This window comes from Micromonospora sp. DSM 43699 (assembly GCF_055517075.1).
The window spans coordinates 16,839-33,585 of record NZ_JBTMMT010000043.1; the positions used below are offsets into that span (position 1 = coordinate 16,839).

Annotated in this window: 16 protein-coding genes and 1 pseudogene; 8 read left to right on the forward strand and 9 right to left on the reverse strand. The window is 72.8% G+C overall.

Features of this window, described 5'->3' with window-relative positions:
- Positions 1-117: 117 nt before the first annotated feature.
- From purE to AC0AIB_RS20325, 3 genes are all read right to left on the reverse strand, one after another.
- Positions 118-609: a 5-(carboxyamino)imidazole ribonucleotide mutase gene (gene purE / locus AC0AIB_RS20315; RefSeq protein WP_328339982.1), complete on the reverse strand. Its 492-nt coding sequence runs from the start codon at positions 607-609 to the stop codon at positions 118-120.
- Positions 606-1,766, reverse strand: a complete 1,161-nt coding sequence (locus AC0AIB_RS20320; RefSeq protein ID WP_328339984.1) for a 5-(carboxyamino)imidazole ribonucleotide synthase — start codon at positions 1,764-1,766, stop codon at positions 606-608. Before AC0AIB_RS20320 ends, purE begins: the two co-directional genes overlap by 4 nt.
- A 68-nt stretch (positions 1,767-1,834) precedes the next feature.
- Entirely contained in the window at positions 1,835-3,916 is a 2,082-nt protein-coding gene (locus tag AC0AIB_RS20325; RefSeq protein ID WP_465097257.1) for a thioredoxin domain-containing protein, read from the reverse strand.
- A gap of 137 nt (positions 3,917-4,053) precedes the next feature.
- On the opposite strand from AC0AIB_RS20325, the gene AC0AIB_RS20330 reads away from it, so the two are divergent.
- Positions 4,054-5,088, forward strand: a complete 1,035-nt coding sequence (locus AC0AIB_RS20330) for a phosphatidylinositol-specific phospholipase C domain-containing protein (RefSeq protein ID WP_328339988.1) — start codon at positions 4,054-4,056, stop codon at positions 5,086-5,088.
- Positions 5,089-5,436: 348 nt separating this feature from the next.
- On the opposite strand, the gene AC0AIB_RS20335 is transcribed toward AC0AIB_RS20330, so the two are convergent.
- The 3 genes from AC0AIB_RS20335 to mca form a co-directional block, all read right to left on the reverse strand.
- Entirely contained in the window at positions 5,437-7,866 is a 2,430-nt protein-coding gene (locus AC0AIB_RS20335; RefSeq protein ID WP_328348920.1) for a putative bifunctional diguanylate cyclase/phosphodiesterase, read from the reverse strand.
- Positions 7,867-8,153: 287 nt separating this feature from the next.
- Complete coding sequence (locus AC0AIB_RS20340) at positions 8,154-8,438, reverse strand: hypothetical protein (protein ID WP_328339990.1); 285 nt, start codon at positions 8,436-8,438, stop codon at positions 8,154-8,156.
- Positions 8,439-8,487: 49 nt separating this feature from the next.
- Positions 8,488-9,369: a mycothiol conjugate amidase Mca gene (mca, locus tag AC0AIB_RS20345; RefSeq protein ID WP_328339992.1), complete on the reverse strand. Its 882-nt coding sequence runs from the start codon at positions 9,367-9,369 to the stop codon at positions 8,488-8,490.
- Positions 9,370-9,548: 179 nt separating this feature from the next.
- On the opposite strand from mca, the gene AC0AIB_RS20350 reads away from it, so the two are divergent.
- Both AC0AIB_RS20350 and greA read left to right on the forward strand, forming a co-directional pair.
- Positions 9,549-9,983, forward strand: coding sequence for a DUF4307 domain-containing protein (locus AC0AIB_RS20350; RefSeq protein WP_328339994.1), 435 nt, complete (start codon positions 9,549-9,551; stop codon positions 9,981-9,983).
- Between the two features lie 181 nt (positions 9,984-10,164).
- Positions 10,165-10,665, forward strand: coding sequence for a transcription elongation factor GreA (greA, locus tag AC0AIB_RS20355; RefSeq protein WP_328339996.1), 501 nt, complete (start codon positions 10,165-10,167; stop codon positions 10,663-10,665).
- A 147-nt stretch (positions 10,666-10,812) separates the two neighbouring features.
- Here the strand turns inward: greA and ilvA are convergent, their stop codons facing one another.
- The 3 genes from ilvA to AC0AIB_RS20370 form a co-directional block, all read right to left on the reverse strand.
- Positions 10,813-12,033 (reverse strand): threonine ammonia-lyase, encoded by a 1,221-nt coding sequence (gene ilvA, locus AC0AIB_RS20360; protein WP_328339998.1) that lies wholly within the window; start codon positions 12,031-12,033, stop codon positions 10,813-10,815.
- A gap of 82 nt (positions 12,034-12,115) precedes the next feature.
- Entirely contained in the window at positions 12,116-13,525 is a 1,410-nt protein-coding gene (locus AC0AIB_RS20365) for an amidase (protein ID WP_328340000.1), read from the reverse strand.
- Positions 13,526-13,542: 17 nt separating this feature from the next.
- The gene (locus tag AC0AIB_RS20370) at positions 13,543-14,682 is read right to left on the reverse strand and encodes a cystathionine gamma-synthase (RefSeq protein ID WP_465097258.1); all 1,140 of its coding nucleotides are present in this window, start codon (positions 14,680-14,682) and stop codon (positions 13,543-13,545) included.
- An 85-nt stretch (positions 14,683-14,767) separates the two neighbouring features.
- On the opposite strand from AC0AIB_RS20370, the gene AC0AIB_RS20375 reads away from it, so the two are divergent.
- From AC0AIB_RS20375 to AC0AIB_RS20395, 5 genes and pseudogenes are all read left to right on the forward strand, one after another.
- Complete coding sequence (locus AC0AIB_RS20375) at positions 14,768-15,181, forward strand: HIT family protein (RefSeq protein WP_328340004.1); 414 nt, start codon at positions 14,768-14,770, stop codon at positions 15,179-15,181.
- 109 nt (positions 15,182-15,290) lie between these two features.
- On the forward strand, positions 15,291-15,950 hold the full coding sequence (msrA, locus tag AC0AIB_RS20380) for a peptide-methionine (S)-S-oxide reductase MsrA (RefSeq protein ID WP_328340006.1): 660 nt from the start codon (positions 15,291-15,293) through the stop codon (positions 15,948-15,950).
- Between the two features lie 88 nt (positions 15,951-16,038).
- Complete coding sequence (locus AC0AIB_RS20385; protein ID WP_328340008.1) at positions 16,039-16,323, forward strand: type II toxin-antitoxin system Phd/YefM family antitoxin; 285 nt, start codon at positions 16,039-16,041, stop codon at positions 16,321-16,323.
- Complete coding sequence (locus AC0AIB_RS20390) at positions 16,320-16,610, forward strand: type II toxin-antitoxin system RelE family toxin (RefSeq protein ID WP_328340010.1); 291 nt, start codon at positions 16,320-16,322, stop codon at positions 16,608-16,610. Before AC0AIB_RS20385 ends, AC0AIB_RS20390 begins: the two co-directional genes overlap by 4 nt.
- Positions 16,611-16,647: 37 nt before the next feature.
- Positions 16,648-16,728: pseudogene (locus tag AC0AIB_RS20395) on the forward strand (peptide-methionine (S)-S-oxide reductase MsrA); the annotation flags it as partial.
- Positions 16,729-16,747: the final 19 nt, after the last annotated feature.

Below are 16,747 nucleotides of genomic sequence, written 5' to 3' on the forward strand. Positions count from 1 at the left end.
TGGGCCGGGTGGTCGCGGGGTGGATTGAGCGGATCGGGTGGCCCGGGTTCCTGCGCTTGATGAGGGCGGTGCAGGGGGGTACGACGGCACGAGGGGGAGTAGCGGGCGGGGTGGCGGTCAGCCGAGGGAGGCGCGGAGGGCGGCGTCCTTCTCGGCGACCAGGGCCTCGAGGGCGTTCTGGAAGGCGGTCATCCGCTTGAGCAGCGCCGGGTCGGCAGCGCCCAGGATGCGGACCGCGAGCAGGCCGGCGTTGCGGGCGTTGCCGATCGACACGGTGGCCACCGGAATACCGGCCGGCATCTGCACGATGGACAGCAACGAGTCCATCCCGTCCAGGTGCTTCAGCGGGACAGGTACACCGATCACCGGCAACGGGGTGACCGAGGCGACCATGCCGGGCAGCGCGGCGGCACCACCCGCCCCGGCGATGATCACCTTGAGCCCCCGGTCGACGGCGTCCCGGCCGTACTCGATCATCTTGACCGGGGTGCGGTGTGCGGAGATCACCGCCACCTCGTAGGGCACCTCGAACTCGTCGAGCGTCTCGGCGGCGGCCTTCATCACCGGCCAGTCCGAGTCGCTGCCCATGATCAGCCCGACGGTGCTCACGCGTGCCCCTCCCGCAGCCAACGGGCGGCCCGTGCAGCCCGCTCCCGTACGTCGTCCAGGTCGTTCCCGAGCACCGTGACGTGCCCGATCTTGCGGCCCGGTCGGACCTGCTTGCCGTACAGGTGGACCCGGGCGCCCGGTTCGGCGGCGAAGAGGTGGTGCAACCGCTCGTCGATGGAGATCCCACCCGGCTCACCACCGAGCACGTTCGCCATCACCACCACCGGGGCGGTCAACGAGGTGTCCCCCATCGGGTAGTCGAGCACCGCCCGCAGGTGCTGCTCGAACTGCGAGGTACGGGCCCCCTCGATGGTCCAGTGCCCGGAGTTGTGCGGGCGCATCGCCAGCTCGTTGACGACCAGCCCGGCATCGGTCTGGAACAGCTCCACCGCCAGCAGGCCGACCACACCGAGCGCGGTGGCCAGGTCGATGGCGAGCTGCTGGGCGGCGACGGCCAATTCCTCCGGCAGACCCGGCGCGGGGGCCAGCACCTCGATGCAGATCCCGTCCCGCTGCACCGTCTCCACCACCGGGTAGGCGGCGACCTGCCCGAACGGCGAACGGGCCACCTGCACGGCCAGCTCCCGGCGCAGCGCGACCCGCTCCTCGACGATCAGCGAGGTGCCGCCGGCGAGCAGGGTGGCGGCCAGCTCGGCGGCCTGCCCGGCATCGTCGACCAGCCACACACCACGCCCGTCGTAACCACCCCGGGCCGCCTTGAGCACCACCGGCCAGCCCTGCTCCGCGCCGAAGGCGAGCAGGTCCGCCGGGTCGTCCACCGGCCGCCACGCGGGGTTGGGGGCACCGAGCGCACCGAGCCGTTCCCGCATGACCCGCTTGTCCTGAGCGTGCAGCAGCGCGTCGGCCGGCGGGAAGAGCTTCACCCCCTCGGCGGCGAGGGCCCGGATGTGCTCGGTCGGGACGTGCTCATGGTCGAAGGTGACCACGTCGCAGCCCTTGGCGAAGGTACGCAGCGCGGCGAGGTCGGTATGGTCGCCGTACTGCACGTCGGCGGCGACGAGCGCGGCGCCGTCGTCGGGGGCGAGTGCCAGCACGCGCAGTGACTGGCCGATGGCGATGGCGGCCTGGTGGGTCATCCGGGCCAGTTGGCCGCCACCCACCATGCCGACGACGGGCAGACCGGTACGGGAATCCATAGCGCCGCCAGCCTAACCGGGCCGACCCGCCGACCCACCCGAGGGCCACCCACGCCAGACGGACCGGCTCAGGTGAGCTGGGCGATCAGGTCGTCGACCGAGGTCACCGGCCGCTGGCAGACGAAACCCCGGCAGACGTACGCGGTGGGCCGCCCGTCGACCAACGGCCGGTCGGCGAGCAGCGGCACACCGGGCTGGTCGGGCCGGCCGGCGACCACCACCGCGCCGGGCGGGGCGTGCCGGTGCGCGGCGGCGACCAGCGGGTCCCCGGCCGGGTCGTCGGTGACCACCGCGATCTCGTACGGCCCGGAGAGCAGCGCCTCGCCGGTGGCCGCCGCGTACCCGGTGAACCGGGCGTGCCGGCCGACGATCGGCGCGACGGTCGACAGGGCCGCCTCGGCCACCTCCCGGTAGCGGGTCTCCCCGCTCAACGCCGCGTACGCGGTCAGCGCCGCCACGATCGCCGACCGGCCCGACGGGGTGGCGTTGTCGGTCGGGTCGGCCGGTCGGGCGACCAGTCGTTCGGCGTCGTCGGCGGTGTCGTAGAAGCCTCCGTCCGGGGCGGCGAACCGGGCCAGTGCGACGTCCAGCAGGCCCCCGGCCAGCTCCAGCCAGCGGCCCTCGCCGGTGAGCTGGTGCAGCGCGCAGAACGCCTCGGCCACGCAGCCGTAGTCCTCCAGCACGCCGGCCGGCTCGCCGACCGTCTTGTCGCGGGAGGCCCGCCGCAGCCGGCCGTCGACCAGGTGTACGCCTGCCAGGTGTTCGGCGGCGTCCCGCAGCGCCCCGTCGGCGACGATGGCGACCCCGTCCATCAGGTTGGCGTCCTCGTCGTCGGGGGCCACCCGGATCGCGGCGACCTGGACGAACTCGACGAGCGCGGTGATCGCCAGGCCGTTCCAGGCGGCCACCACCTTGTCGTCGCGGGCCGGTTGGGGACGGGTGTCCCGGGCGGCCAGCAGCCGGCCCACCACGCTGCGCCAGCGGTCCCGGATCGCCGGGTCGGCGTCGTCGACGTCCCGGGCCAGCCGCAGCACGCTCGTGCCGGACCCCGCTGCGTCCGCCGCGCCGTCCTGAGCGGCGGCGGAACGCGGCTCGAAGGTGCCCTCCTCGGTGACGTCGAACAGGTCGGCGGCCCACCGGCCGTCCTCCTCGCCGAGCGCCTCGACGAGCTGGGCCGGGGTCCAGGCGTAGGTGAGGCCCTCCACCCCGTCGGTGTCGGCGTCGAGCGCGGAGGCGAACCCGTCCCCGGGGCGGTGGAGCTCGTCGGCGAGGAACCGGGCGGTGTCGCGGGCCACCCGACGGGCCAGCCGGTCGCCGGTGAGCCGCCACAGGTGGGTGTAGACCCGCAGCAGCAGGGCGTTGTCGTAGAGCATCTTCTCGAAGTGCGGCACCGTCCAGTGGGCGTCCACCGAGTACCTGGCGAACCCGCCGGCGAGCTGGTCGTACAGGCCGCCCCGGGCCATCGCCTCGGCGGTGTGCCGGACGATCTCCAGGCTTTGCGCCGAACCGGTGCGCCGGTGGTGCCGGAGCAGGAAGAGCAGGTTCATGTGCGGCGGGAACTTCGGCGCGCCGCCGAAGCCACCGTGGGTCTCGTCGTACTCGCTCGCCAGTTGGTCGGCGGCGACGTCGAGCAGTTCGGCGGTGAGCGGGGCGGTGGGTCCGCCGACGGCCTGGGCGCCGCCGATCGCCTCGACCACGGCGGCGCCCTGCCGCAGTACGGCCTCCCGCTGCTCCCGCCACGCGGTGCCGACCGATTCCAGCAGCCGGACGAAGTTGGGCTTCGGGAAGTACGTGCCACAGAAGAACGGGGTGCCGTCGGGCGTGGCGAAGACCGTCATCGGCCAACCGCCCTGGCCGGTCATCGCCTGGGTGGCGGTCATGTAGACGGCGTCGACGTCGGGCCGTTCCTCGCGGTCCACCTTGATCGCCACGAAGCCGGCGTTGACCAGTGCGCCGACCGTTTCGTCCTCGAACGACTCGTGGGCCATCACGTGGCACCAGTGGCAGGCGGAGTAGCCGACCGAGATGAGCACCGGGACGTCCCGCCGTCGGGCCTCGGCGAACGCCTCGTCGCACCACGGCCACCAGTCGACCGGGTTGTCGGCGTGCTGGAGCAGGTACGGCGAGGTGGCCTGGGCGAGTCGGTTCACCCGACGACCCTACCCAGCCCCGGTCGCACCCGCCGGGGCAACCGTCCCGCCGAAATCGGGTCTTCCCCCGTTCACATTCATCGACTTTGATCTGTGCGGGTGCGGTGAACGGCACCGGCCCGCGAGGAGGTACCCCCATGCGCGGTTCCCGTCTCCTGTCGGCGCTCACGTCGGTCGCGGTGGTCGCGGCGGTGTTCAGCACCGCCGCACCCGCCTCGGCCGCGGTGGACCCCGGCACCCGGGTGTCGGCGACCACCGTGGTCGGCACGCACAACGCGTACGAACGCGGGACGTACAGCTACCTGGCGCAGGCGCTCGACGCCCGCCCCGGCCTGATCGAGCTGGACGTCTGGCCGGACATCATCACCAAGCAGTGGCGGGTCAGCCACTCCAACCCGCTGGGCAACGACAACAACTGCGTCGCCGCCACCACCCCCGCGCAGCTCTACACCGGCACCCGCAACAAGAACCTGGAGAACTGCCTGGACGACATCCGGCTCTGGTTCGACGCCCACCCCGACGCCGGCCCGCTCCAACTCAAACTGGAGCTGAAGACCGGCTTCAGCAGCCGTACCGGGCAGGGGCCGGTGCAGCTCGACGCCGTGCTCGCCGCCCGGCTCGGCAGCCGGGTGTTCCGCCCCGCCGACCTGCGCGGCGGGTACGCCACCCTGGACGCCGCCGCCCGCGCGAACGCCTGGCCGACCCGGGGGCAGCTCGCCGGGAAGGTGATCGTCGAGCTGATCCCCGGCACCGTCGAGGAGGGCAACCCCACCGACACCCTGTGGACCGACATCGAGTACGCCCAGCACCTGGTCGGCCTGGCGGCGGCCGGCACCCTCGGCCAGGCGCAGGCGTTCCCCGCGGTGCACCGGGCCCAGTCCGGCGACCCGCGCAGCCGGTACGCCGACACCGGCCTGCGCCCGTGGTTCGTCCTCTTCGACGGCGACGCCAGCGCGTACGTCACCGGCGGGATCGACACCTCCTGGTACGACACCAACCACTACCTGCTGGTGATGACCGACGCGCAGAACGTCCCCCCGGCGGTCGGCAACACCGACCAGGCTGCCGCCCGCGCCCGCCTCGCCCAACTCGCCGCCGCCCACGCCAGCGTCGCCTCCGCCGACTGGGCCGCGATGCCGGCGGTCGTCGCCGAGGTCCTCCCCCGCGGCTGACCCCACCCCCACCCCTCGCACCTTCGCACCCTCGCCCACCCCGGCGGACCCTGCTCGCAATGTCGCCGATGTAGCGGTATCCGGTCGGCCGGATACCGCTACATCGCCCCCCGGGACGCGGACCACGTCGTGCCGCACCACCGCGCCGGCCCCCGCGCTCACCGCGCTCACCGCGCTCACCGCGCTCACCGCGCTCACCGCGCTCACCGCGCTCACCGCGCTCACCGCTGGATCGTGCCGGATCCACGATGTAGTGGCCTCGGGGCCCTCCGGCACCACTACATCGTGGATCCAGCACGATCTCGCCTCGCTCCTGACGTCGCCGCACGCCTGGGGCGGGGCGGTGGTTCAGGAGGCGCCGTCGGCGCGGAGGGGGAAGACGTTCGACTCGGCGGAGTCGCGCAGCGAGCCGAGCACCGCGCCGATCTTGTCGGCCGGCATCGGCTTGAAGAAGTGGTAGCCCTGGGCGGCGGTGCAGCCCAGCTCGGCCAGGGCGGCCCGCTGTTCGGCCGTCTCCACCCCCTCGGCGACCACCCGCAGCCCCAACTCGTGGGCGAGACCGACAGTCGCCCGGACGATCGCCGCCGCCTCCGGCGAGTCGGCCATCCGGATCACGAAGGAGCGGTCCACCTTCAGCTCGTCCACCGCGATCCGGGTCACGAACGACAGCGACGAGAACCCGGTGCCGAAGTCGTCGACAGCCAACTGGACGCCCATCGTGCGCAGGGTGGCCAGCACCTCGTCGATCACCTCCAGCTCGCTCATCATCACCGTCTCGGTGATCTCCAGGACCAGCTTGTGCGGCGGCACCTGGTGCCGGCGCAGCGCGTCGGCGATCTCCGCCGGCAGTCGGGGGTCGAGCAGGCTGCGCGCCGAGAGGTTCACCGAGATCGGCACGTCCAGCCCGTCCCGGGCCCACGCGGCGGCCACCGAAAGCGCCTTGTCCAGCACGTACCGGGTGAAGGTGCCGAGCTGCTCGCTGTGCTCCACCGGGCGGATGAAGTCGGCCGGGCCGAGCCAGCCCCGCCGGGGATGCTGCCAGCGGATCAGCGCCTCCACCCCGGTCGGGGCACCGGTGGCCAGGTCGACCGCGGGTTGCAGGGCCAGCACCAGCTGGTCGTCGGCCTGCAACGCCTCCCGCAGCTCGGCCAGCAGGGCCAACTGGTCGGTGCTGGCGGCGTCCCGGGTGCTGTCGTACGCGGCGACGCTGCCGCCGCCCTCCTTTGCCTGGTACATGGCGATGTCGGCCCGGCGCAGCAGCTCGGTCAGGTCGGCGGTGCCCGCCCCGGCCACCACCACCCCCACCGAGACCTCGACCGACATCCGCACCCCGGCCACCTCGGTCGGTGCGGCCAGCCGCTCGGCGATCTCCCGGGCCTGCCGCAGCGCGTACGCCATCGGGGCGGTCCGGTCGCCGATCACCGGGACCGACGTCAGCAGCAGGGCGAACTCGTCGCCGCCGAGCCGGGCGAGCAGGTCACCGGGGCGGGCCAGGGTGCCCAGCCGGTTGCCGGTGAGCCGCAGCAACTGGTCGCCGGCGGCGTGCCCGAGCGTGTCGTTGACCTCTTTGAACTGGTCGATGTCGAGCAGCAGCAGGGCCACCGGGTGGTCGTGGGCGAGCTGCCGCAGCGCCTGGTCGCCCTTGGTCAGCATGGCCGTCCGGTTGACCAGCCCGGTCAGCGCGTCGTGCACCGCGTCGTACGACGAGCGGGCGCTGACCAGCCGCAGCTCCCGGTGGGTCGCCGCGTCGTGCAGGGCCGCGGCCAACGCGTCGGAGTAGGCCGCCAGCGCGTCCCGTTCCCGGTCGTTCGGCGGCCCGGAGGCGGGGAACCGGACCCGCAACTGTCCGACCTGGACGTCGCCGACGACGAGCGGCCGGGCCAGTTCGCAGGCGTCCGGGGTCGCCCCGCCGGGCGGCCCGGCCTCCCGGTCCCGCACCTGACCCGAGGAGTCCCCCCGGTAACGCCGCCAGCGGCCGTCGCCCCGGGCCACGTCGACGTCCACCAGCTCGGCGCCGAACAGGGTCAGCGCGCCGGTCACCGCGGCGGTGGCCACCCCCCGCTCGTCGAGCTGGTTGAGGGCGGCGGTCGCCTCGGCGAACGCCCGCCAGGTGCGCTGTTCCTGGTCGGCGCGGAGCCGGTGCCGGTAGGTCTGCTGGAGCAACCAGAGCAGCGGTGGCAGCAGCAAAAGCCAGCGTGGGTCGATCTCCAGCAGCGCCACCACGACCAGGCCGACCACCACGTTGCCGACGAACATCAACACCTTGCCGCGCAGCGCGACGAGCAGCGGCGGGCCGACCGCCGCGCCGTGCCGCAGGGCCAGGGTGACCCCGCCCAGCCCGGCGGTGGTGAACAGGTAGGTGACCGCACCGACGACGAGGGCGGGTACGAGCGTCGGGGTGGGACCGGCCAACAGCGGCGCACCGAACGCGGTGGCGACGGCGACGGCGAGCGCGGTGGCCGCCGTCAACGAGGTGGCGATCCGCAACAGCTCCACCGGGGTACGCCGGTCGGCGGCCAGCGACATGGCCGTCCAGGCTGCGCCGGTGCCGAGCAGCGCGGCCGCCGGTAACCAGCCGGCCGGGGCCAGGTAGAGGCAGACGATCAGCGCGGCCTCGCCCCAGGTGATGCTCACCATGCCGGTGGCGGTGCGGAACCTCAGCCGGGCGAGTTGGGACACCGCGAACACCGCGACGGCGATGCCGAACCGGCCGGCCGGCGGGAGCGGGTCGTCGGGCGGCAGGGCGGTCGGCAGGCGCAGGCCGATCACCACCGCCATCAACGCGGTCAACGTCACGGCGGCGGTGAGGACGCGCACCCGCGGCGGGGCGTGCGAAGGCGTCGGCCCGTCGTCGGATGCGCCGGTCCGGCCGGAGGTCACCGCCCGGCTCCGTCCGCGGGGCCGTCGGCGGCGCGACGGACGAACGCGGCTGCGACGGTCATGGCACCCCCTCCCGCGCACGGCTCAGGGACTTTCGTCCCCCCGGCGGAAGGCTAAGCCAATCCGGTTGGCCGCAACAGGGGGCGACGCCCTGGATCGGCGTGATTCACGCGCCGGCTACCCGTTCAGGGCTGCTGGTGGCCGCTGGGCAGGTTCGTACGTGATTCCTGCCCGGGCGTCCCGTCCGACGGACCGGTGGCCGACGAATCGGTCCGATCGGTCCCGGCCGGGCCACCCTGCTCGGGGAACCGCTCAGGCAGCCGGCGCAGCCGGGAGTTCATGTTGCGGATCAGCAGGACGGTGGCGGTGCCGAGGAGCACGATGAGGAAGAGGCCCATCGGCCCGGCCAGACCGCCCGTGCGGGTGTCCCCGAAGTTGTTCTCCGCGAGCACCTGGACAGCGTTCAGCATGGTGTTTCTCCGATGTGCGGTGGAATCTCAGCGTAGCCCCGGCCGCCGGTCATCCGGCATGGGCTGCTTCCCGTACCCCGGCGAAGAGGTCGGATTCCGGCAGCGGGGACTCGACCATCGAGCGGGCCAACTGGAAATCCTCGGTGGGCCAGGAGTGCTGCTGGAGCTCCATCGGCATCTGGAACCAGAAGCCGTCCGGGTCGACCTGGGTGGCGTGGGCGCGCAGCGCGTCGTCGCGGACCGGGAAGTATTCCGCGCACTCCACCCGGGTGGTGATCCGCGAACCCTTGTCCGGCCGCTCGTCCCAGCGCTTGAGCCAGTCCTCGTACGGCGAGGGGATACCGGCCGCCAGCGCGCCCTCGTGCAGGGCCAGGAGCTTGCCCTTGGAGAAGCCGATGTCGTAGTAGAGCTTCAACGGCTGCCAGGGGGCGCCCAACTCCGGGTGGCGGGTCGGGTCGCCCGCCGCCTCGAAGGCGGCCATGCTGATCTTGTGGCACATGATGTGGTCGGGGTGCGGGTAGCCACCCTCCTCGTCGTAGGTGGTGACCACGTGCGGGCGGAACTCCCGCATCAGCTTCACCAGCGGCCCGGCCGCCACCTCGACGTCCTGCAGGGCGAAGCACCCCTCGGGCAGCGGCGGTAGCGGGTCGCCCTCGGGCAGGCCGGAGTCGACGAAGCCCAACCAGGCCTGCTCGACGCCGAGGATCGCCCGCGCGGCGTCCATCTCGGCCCGGCGGATCTCGCCGATGTTGGCCCACACGTCGGGGCGGTCCAACTTGGGATTGAGCACGCTGCCCCGTTCACCCCCGGTGCACGTCACGACCAGCACGTCCACCCCCTCGGCGACGTACTTCGCCATGGTGGCGGCGCCCTTGCTGGACTCGTCGTCCGGGTGTGCGTGCACGGCCATGAGCCGCAGCTTCTCTGCCAACGTGGGCGCTCCTCGTCTGTGCCCGCCGGCGACCCGGTCCGGGCCGCTCGCCTGACCTGCCACGGTGACCTGTCGGCGCGGCTGCCGACCTGCCGAACCACGCTCGGCCCCGGGCTGGGAAGATGGACCCTGTCATTCTTGCCGATGCCGCCGACAACAACGCCAGGAGATGCCCGCCGGTGACCGAGACGCACGCCACAGTTCCCTCGGCCGCGCCGGTCTTCCCGCCCGGCCGGTACGGTCGCCGACGGGAGCCCGAGCGCCGGCGACCGGTGCTGCGCTGGCTGCTGGGGGCCGTGCTGGTCGCCGGGCTGGTCCTCGCCGCGACGCAGCTCTACCAGCGCTACGGCGACCCGGAATACAAGCCCGAGGTGATCACCTACACCGACGTCAGCGACACCGGCGTACTCGTCGAGTTCCGGGTGACCGTGCCCGCGGGCGGTTCGGCGGTGTGTCTGGCGCGGGCCCGCTCGCACGACGGGGCCGAGGTGGGCCACGAGGAGGTCACCGTGACCGCGGCCCCCGGCCAGCGGCACGTCACCACCCGGCACCGGGTCACCACCACCGAACGCCCGTTCATCGGCGAGGTGGTCCGCTGCCGCCCCGCAGGCTGAGTCGCCGGCCGCGGCAGCGGGAGCGGGCTGGCAGCGGGAGCCGGCTGGGTTGAGTCGCCGGGCGGGCAGCGGAAGCCGCTGCCGTCCCCCGACCGGGTGATCGACGACGCCCGCAAGTGCGGGCCACTGGTAGGTTGGTAAGTCACCTGTCAGCCAGTCCGCACATCCGAGGAGTACGCCTGTGTCCATCAATGACAACAAGGCGCCCGCCACCTGGCTGTCCCAGGACGCGCACGACCGCCTCCAGGCCGAGCTCGACGAGTTGATCGCCAACCGCGTGGTCATCGCCGCCGAGATCAACGCCCGGCGGGAAGAGGGCGACCTGCGGGAGAACGGTGGCTACCACGCGGCCCGCGAGGAGCAGGGCAAGGCCGAGGGCCGGATTCTCTACCTCAAGGAGCTGCTGCGTACCGCCCAGGTCGGCGAGGCGCCGACCGCCGACGTGGTGTCGCCGGGCATGGTCGTGACGATCTACTTCGACGACGACGAGGACGACACCGAGACGTTCCTGCTCGGGTCGCGGGAGATCGCCGCCACCACCGAATTGACGGTCTACAGCCCGGAGGCGGCGCTCGGCCAGGCCATCCTGGGCGGTCGTCCCGGTCAGGCCTGCACCTACACCGCGCCCAGCGGCGCGGACATCAAGGTGACCATCGTCAGCTTCGAGCCCTTCTCCGGCTGAGCCGCGACGCCGCCGGGTCCACGCGACCCGGCGGCGACCGGCGCGGACGACCGGGGCCGGGCGGACCCGGGAACCAGCGAGGTGCCGGCCAGGGCCGGGCGGACCCGGGAGACCCACCGAGGTGCCGGCCGGAGCCGGGCGCGGGTGTCACGCCTCGGCGGTGAAGACCACCTGGTAGCCGCTGGCCCGCAGGGCGCTGATCAGGGTGTCGGAATGCTCCACGCCCCGGGTCTCCACCGACAGCGCCACCTCCACCTCGCCGAGGCGCAGGTGCGGGTTGGCCCGCTGGTGCTCCACGTCGACCACGTTCGCCCGGTGCCCCGCGATCTCGGTGAGCAGCGACGCGAGCTGACCGGGCCGGTCCGTGCAGCGTACGGTGACCCGCAGGTAACGGCCGGCGGCGGCGAGACCGTGTTCGATCACCCGCATCATCAGCAGCGGGTCGATGTTGCCGCCGGAGAGCACCGCCACCGTCGGGGTCCGCACCTCCACGGCACCGGCGAGCAGCGCCGCCACCCCTACCGCGCCGGCCGGCTCGACCACCTGTTTGCCCCGTTCCAGCAGCATCAGCAGCGCTCGGGAGATGTCCTCCTCGGTGACGGTCACCATATCGTCGACCAGCTTGCGGACGTGACTGAAGGTGATCTCCCCCGGCCGGCCTACCGCGATGCCGTCGGCGATGGTGGCGAACGCCGGTAGCCGGATCGGCTCACCTGCCGCCAGCGAGGGCGGGAACGCGGCGGCGCTGGCCGCCTGGACGCCGATGATCCGGACGTCGGGCCGCAGCGCCTTCGCGGCCACCGCCATTCCGGAGATCAGACCGCCGCCGCCGACCCCGGTGATGATCGTCCGCACCTCGGGGCACTGTTCGAGGATCTCCAGCGCGACAGTGCCCTGGCCGGCGATCACGTCCGGGTGGTCGAACGGGTGGATGAACACCGCTCCGGTGCGTTCGGCGAAGGTCTGCGCGGCCACCAGCGACTCGTCCACGGTGTTGCCGACCAGTTCGATCCGGGCACCGTACCCCTTGGTGGCGGCCACCTTCGGCAGCGGCGCGTTGACCGGCATGAAGACGGTGGCGTGGGTGCCGACCAGGCCGGCGGCGAGCGCCACCCCCTGGGCGTGGTTGCCGGCGCTGGCCGCGACCACCCCCCGGTCCCGCTCCTGCGCCGACAGCCGGGAGATCCGCACGTACGCGCCGCGCACCTTGTACGACCCGGCGCGTTGCAGGTTCTCGCACTTGAGCCACACCGGCCCGGCGAGCGCCGCGCTCAACGGCCGGCAGGGCTCCAGCGGGGTGGTCCGGGTGACCCCGGCGAGCAACTCCCGCGCGGCCCGTACGTCGGCGAGGTCGACCAGTTCCGTCATGCCCCGATCGTGCCACCCGACCTCGGCCCCGACGGCGGCGACACCGCCCGCCACCAGCGGCGACGGCTCGCTCACAGTGTGGTCAGGTGACGGCCGGAGAGGCCGTGTCGACCCGGGGATAGCCGGGGGCGTGCCGGGTCCACGGGGCCTGCATCTCGAACTGGCCGGCGACGCCGAGCAGCAGCAGCTCCGAGCCGGGCGGGCCGATCAGCTGCGCGGCGACCGGCAGGCCGTCCGGCCGGCGACCCACCGGCACCACGATCGACGGCAGGCCGGCGACGTTCCACGGCGCGGCGAACGGGGCGTACCGGATGTTGGTCTTCATGTTCGCCAGCCAGGACCGGCCGGACCAGGCGGTGGCCTCCGGCGGCGGCCCGGCCAGCGCCGGGGTGAGCAGCAGGTCGACCCCGTGGTCGGCGAAGAAGCCGATGGACCGCTCCCGCCAGGCGGCCCGGTCGGCCTCCCGCACGTACCCCCGGCGTTGCGCCCACTCCCCCAGCGCGACGTGCCGGCGGCTACGTCGTTGCAGGCTGCGCCGGTCGATGCCGGCGGCCCGCACGTCGGACGCGGCGGCGGCGAACCAGGTGGCGATGCCCTGGAGGCCGAGCGCGGTCGGATAGACCGGATCGGCGGGTACGGTGTCGTGCCCGGCGGCGGCGAGCAACCGGCCGGCGGCGGCCACCGCGTCCCGGTTGGGCGCGTCCGGGGACACGCCGCGCACCGGCGAACGGAGTGACACGCCGACGCGGAGCCGCTGCGGCGGGACCAGCTTGTCGGGGCGACGCCCGGCGAGCACCTGGAAGCCGACGGCGGCGTCGGCGACCGTGGTGGTCAGCACGCCGTGCTCGGTAAGCCCGAACCAGTCCTCCGCACCGAGCTGGCAAGGGACCACGCCCCGACCGGGCTTGAGCCCTACCAGGCCGCAGCAGGCCGCCGGGATGCGGATCGACCCGAGCCCGTCGTTGCCGTGCGCGATCGGCACCAGGCCGGCCGCGACCGCGGCGGCGGCCCCGCCGGAGGACCCCCCGGGGGTGTACCGGGTGTCCCACGGGTTGCGGGTGACGGCGGTCGCGTCGTCGGTGATCGCCCAGAGCCCCAGCTCCGGCATCCGGCTCACCCCGAGGATCACCGCCCCCGCACCGCGCAACCGGCGCACCACCTCGTGGTCGGCCTCCGCCACGGCGGTCCGGGCGGCGACCGAACCGTTCCAGGTGGGCAGCCCGGCGACCGGGGTGTTCTCCTTGACCGCGACCGGCACCCCGGCGAGCGGCAGGTTCGCCAGTTCCTCCTGCTCGTCGACCTTCTCCGCCTCGGTGATCGCCTCACCGGCGCGGACCACCCGGAACGCGGCGAGGGCGGCGTCGACCCGACCGATGTGGTCGAGGTGGTCGGCGACGACCTGGGTGGCGGAGACGTCGCCCCGGCGTACGCCCCGGGCGATCTGCTTGGCGGTCGCCCCCACCCAGGTCGGCATGATGTCCTGCACGGCCACCTCTTCCCAGCCCGCGGTCAGCCCAGCGCCTGCTCCAGATCGGCGAGCAGGTCGTCGACCGTCTCGATGCCGACAGACAGTCGCACGAGATCGCCGGGAACTTCAAGCGGCGAGCCGGCAGCACTTGCGTGTGTCATCCGGCCCGGGTGCTCGATCAGGGACTCCACCCCGCCGAGGGACTCGGCGAGGACGAACAACCGGGCCCGGTTGCAGATCTGCACGGCGTGCTCCTCGCCACCGGCGGCCCGGAAGGAGATCATGCCGCCGAACCGGCGCATCTGCTTGGCGGCCACCTCGTGCCCGGGGTGCGACGGCAGGCCCGGGTAGATCACCTGGGCGACCTTGGCATGCCCGTCGAGGAAGGCGGCGATCCGCTCGGCGTTGTCGCAGTGCCTGTCCATCCGTACCCCGAGGGTCTTGATGCCGCGCAGGGTGAGCCAGGCGTCGAACGGCCCGTTGATCGCGCCCATCGCGTTCTGGTGGTAGCGCAGCTCGTCGCCGAGCGCCTGGTCGGCGACGACCAGCGCACCACCGACCACGTCGGAGTGGCCGCCGACGTACTTGGTGGTGGAGTGCACCACCACGTCCGCGCCGTGCGCGAGCGGCTGCTGGAGGTACGGCGAGGCGAAGGTGTTGTCGACCGCCAGCAGCGCCCCGGCGTCGTGCGCGACCGCCGCCAGGGTGGCGATGTCGGCGATGCCGAGCAGCGGGTTCGTCGGCGTCTCGATCCAGACGATCTTCGTGTTGGGGCGGATCGCCGCCCGGACCGCGTCGACGTCGGAGACCTTCGCCGGGCTGTAGTCCAGGCCCCAGCGCTCGGCGACCCGGGCGAAGAGTCGGTACGTGCCGCCGTACGCGTCGTCCGGGATCACCACGTGGTCGCCCGGCTTGCACACCGCCCGCAGCAGGGTGTCCTCGGCGGCCAGGCCGCTGGCGAAGGCGAGCCCGACCCGGCCACCCTCCAGCGCGGCCAGGCACTCCTGGAGCGCGTCCCGGGTGGGGTTGCCGGAGCGGCTGTACTCGTAGCCCTGCCGGGGCGCACCGACGGCGTCCTGGGCGTACGTGCTGGTCTGGTAGATCGGTGGGATCACCGCGCCGGTCCGGGCCTCCGGGTCCTGGCCGGCGTGGATGGCGAGCGTCTCGAAGCCGTGACTCATCCCCGAGACGTTAGTCGGCCGCGCCGTCCCGTCGCCGGCAACCCGGACGGGACCGCCCCGCGCGGGGCGGCATTACGCTGCGCGGGTGAGCGGGTGTGTGTTCTGCGGGATCGTGGCCGGGGAGGTGCCGGCGTTCCGGGTGGCCGACGAGCCGGACGGGGTGGCGTTCCTGGACACCCGGCCGGTCTTCAAGGGGCACGTCCTGGTGGTGCCGCGCGCCCACCTGGTCACCCTGACCGACCTGCCGGCGGCGGACCTGCCCGGCTACTTCGGCCTGGTGCAACGCCTGGCGGTCGCCGTGGAATCCGGTCTGGGGGCCGGTGGAACGTTCGTGGCGATGAACAACCGGGTGTCCCAGTCGGTGGCCCACCTGCACACCCACGTGGTGCCGAGGACCAGGGGCGACGGCCTGCGCGGCTTCTTCTGGCCGCGTACCCGCTACGCCGACGACGCGGAGGCGGATTCCTACGCCGGCCGGGTCGCCACCGCCCTGTCCTGAGCCACGCCGACATCCGGGGGCCGCAGCGGGCGAGCGACGCAGTCCAGCGGGTAAGGAAGCCGGGCCCGCCGGTGTTGCAGGCGGGGAGAGGTACGAGAGGAGTTCCACCGTGTTCCTTCGCCGCATGAAGGCCGAGATGATCAGCCCCGACCAGGCCCTGCCCGGCCGCCCGATCGCGTTGCCGATCGGTGACCGGCACGAGGTCCTGCCGTCGTCGCTGAAGGGCCCGTTCCCGGAGGGTGCCCAGGTCGCCGTCTTCGGCATGGGTTGCTTCTGGGGTGCCGAGCGACTGTTCTGGACGCTGCCGGGGGTGCTCACCACGTCGGCCGGTTACGCGGGCGGCTACACCGCCAACCCGACGTACGAGGAGGTCTGCTCGGGGATGACCGGGCACGCCGAGGTGGTCCAGGTGGTCTACGACCCGGCGTTGATCGGCTACGAGGACCTGCTCAAGGTGTTCTGGGAGAACCACGACCCGACCCAGGGGCTGCGCCAGGGCAACGACGTCGGCAGCCAGTACCGCTCGACGATCTACACCACCACCGACGGACAACTGGCCACCGCGCAGGCGTCCCGGGACGCGTTCGCACCGATCGTGGCGCGGGCCGGCAAGGGTGAGATCACCACCGAGATCGCCCCGCTGGGCGACTACTTCTTCGCCGAGGACTACCACCAGCAGTACCTCGCCCCGACGAAGAACCCAGGTGGTTATTGCAACCATGGCCCCAATGGCATGACTTGCCCGATTGGTGTAGCCAAGACCAACTAGCCACCACAGGCCGCCGGGCCTCACGGCCCGGTGGCCTCGGCCGAAATTTGGTACAGACTTCACGCCAGAAACTACCTATACTTCGAGCATGACTGTCGTGCCGTTCACCGATGCCCGCAACCGCCTTTCGGAACTCATCGACGAGGTGGCCTCGACCCATGAGCGGATAGAGATCACCAGGCACGGCCACGCCGCCGCTGTGCTCATTTCCGCCGACGACCTCGCCGCGTTGGAAGAGACCCTGGAGGTTCTCTCCAGCGCCGAGGCCATGCGGCAACTTGGTGAATCCAAGGCCGCCGTCGAAGCCGGCGACGTCCTCGACGCCGACGAGCTCGCAGCGCTGATGGCAAAGCGATCGAAGCAGGCAAGGTGACCGGTCCGAGCCCCGGCCGCTACCGACTTCAGGTCACCGGCCCGGCCGCTCGCGCCTTGGCCGGACGACTACCAGCGAAGATCTCCACGGCCGTCTACGAGTTCATCACCACCGCTCTCCTCGACAACCCGCATCGCGTGGGCAAACGACTTCTTCTGCCGCCGTTCGAAGGCACCTGGTCGGCCAGGCGCGGCACGTACCGCGTCCTCTACCAGATCGACGAGGACGACCGCGTCGTGACCGTGACGGCAATCGAACACCGCGCCGACGCTTACCGGTCGCGTTGATTCAAGGCGGAAATCAGTAGTGCACCGTTCGCCAGGATCGAAGAACCCGAACGGCTACTGCAACCACGGACCGAACGGGCTGAGCTGCCCGGTCGGGGTGGCGCGTACGGCCGGCTGACCCGGAGCGCCACGGCCGG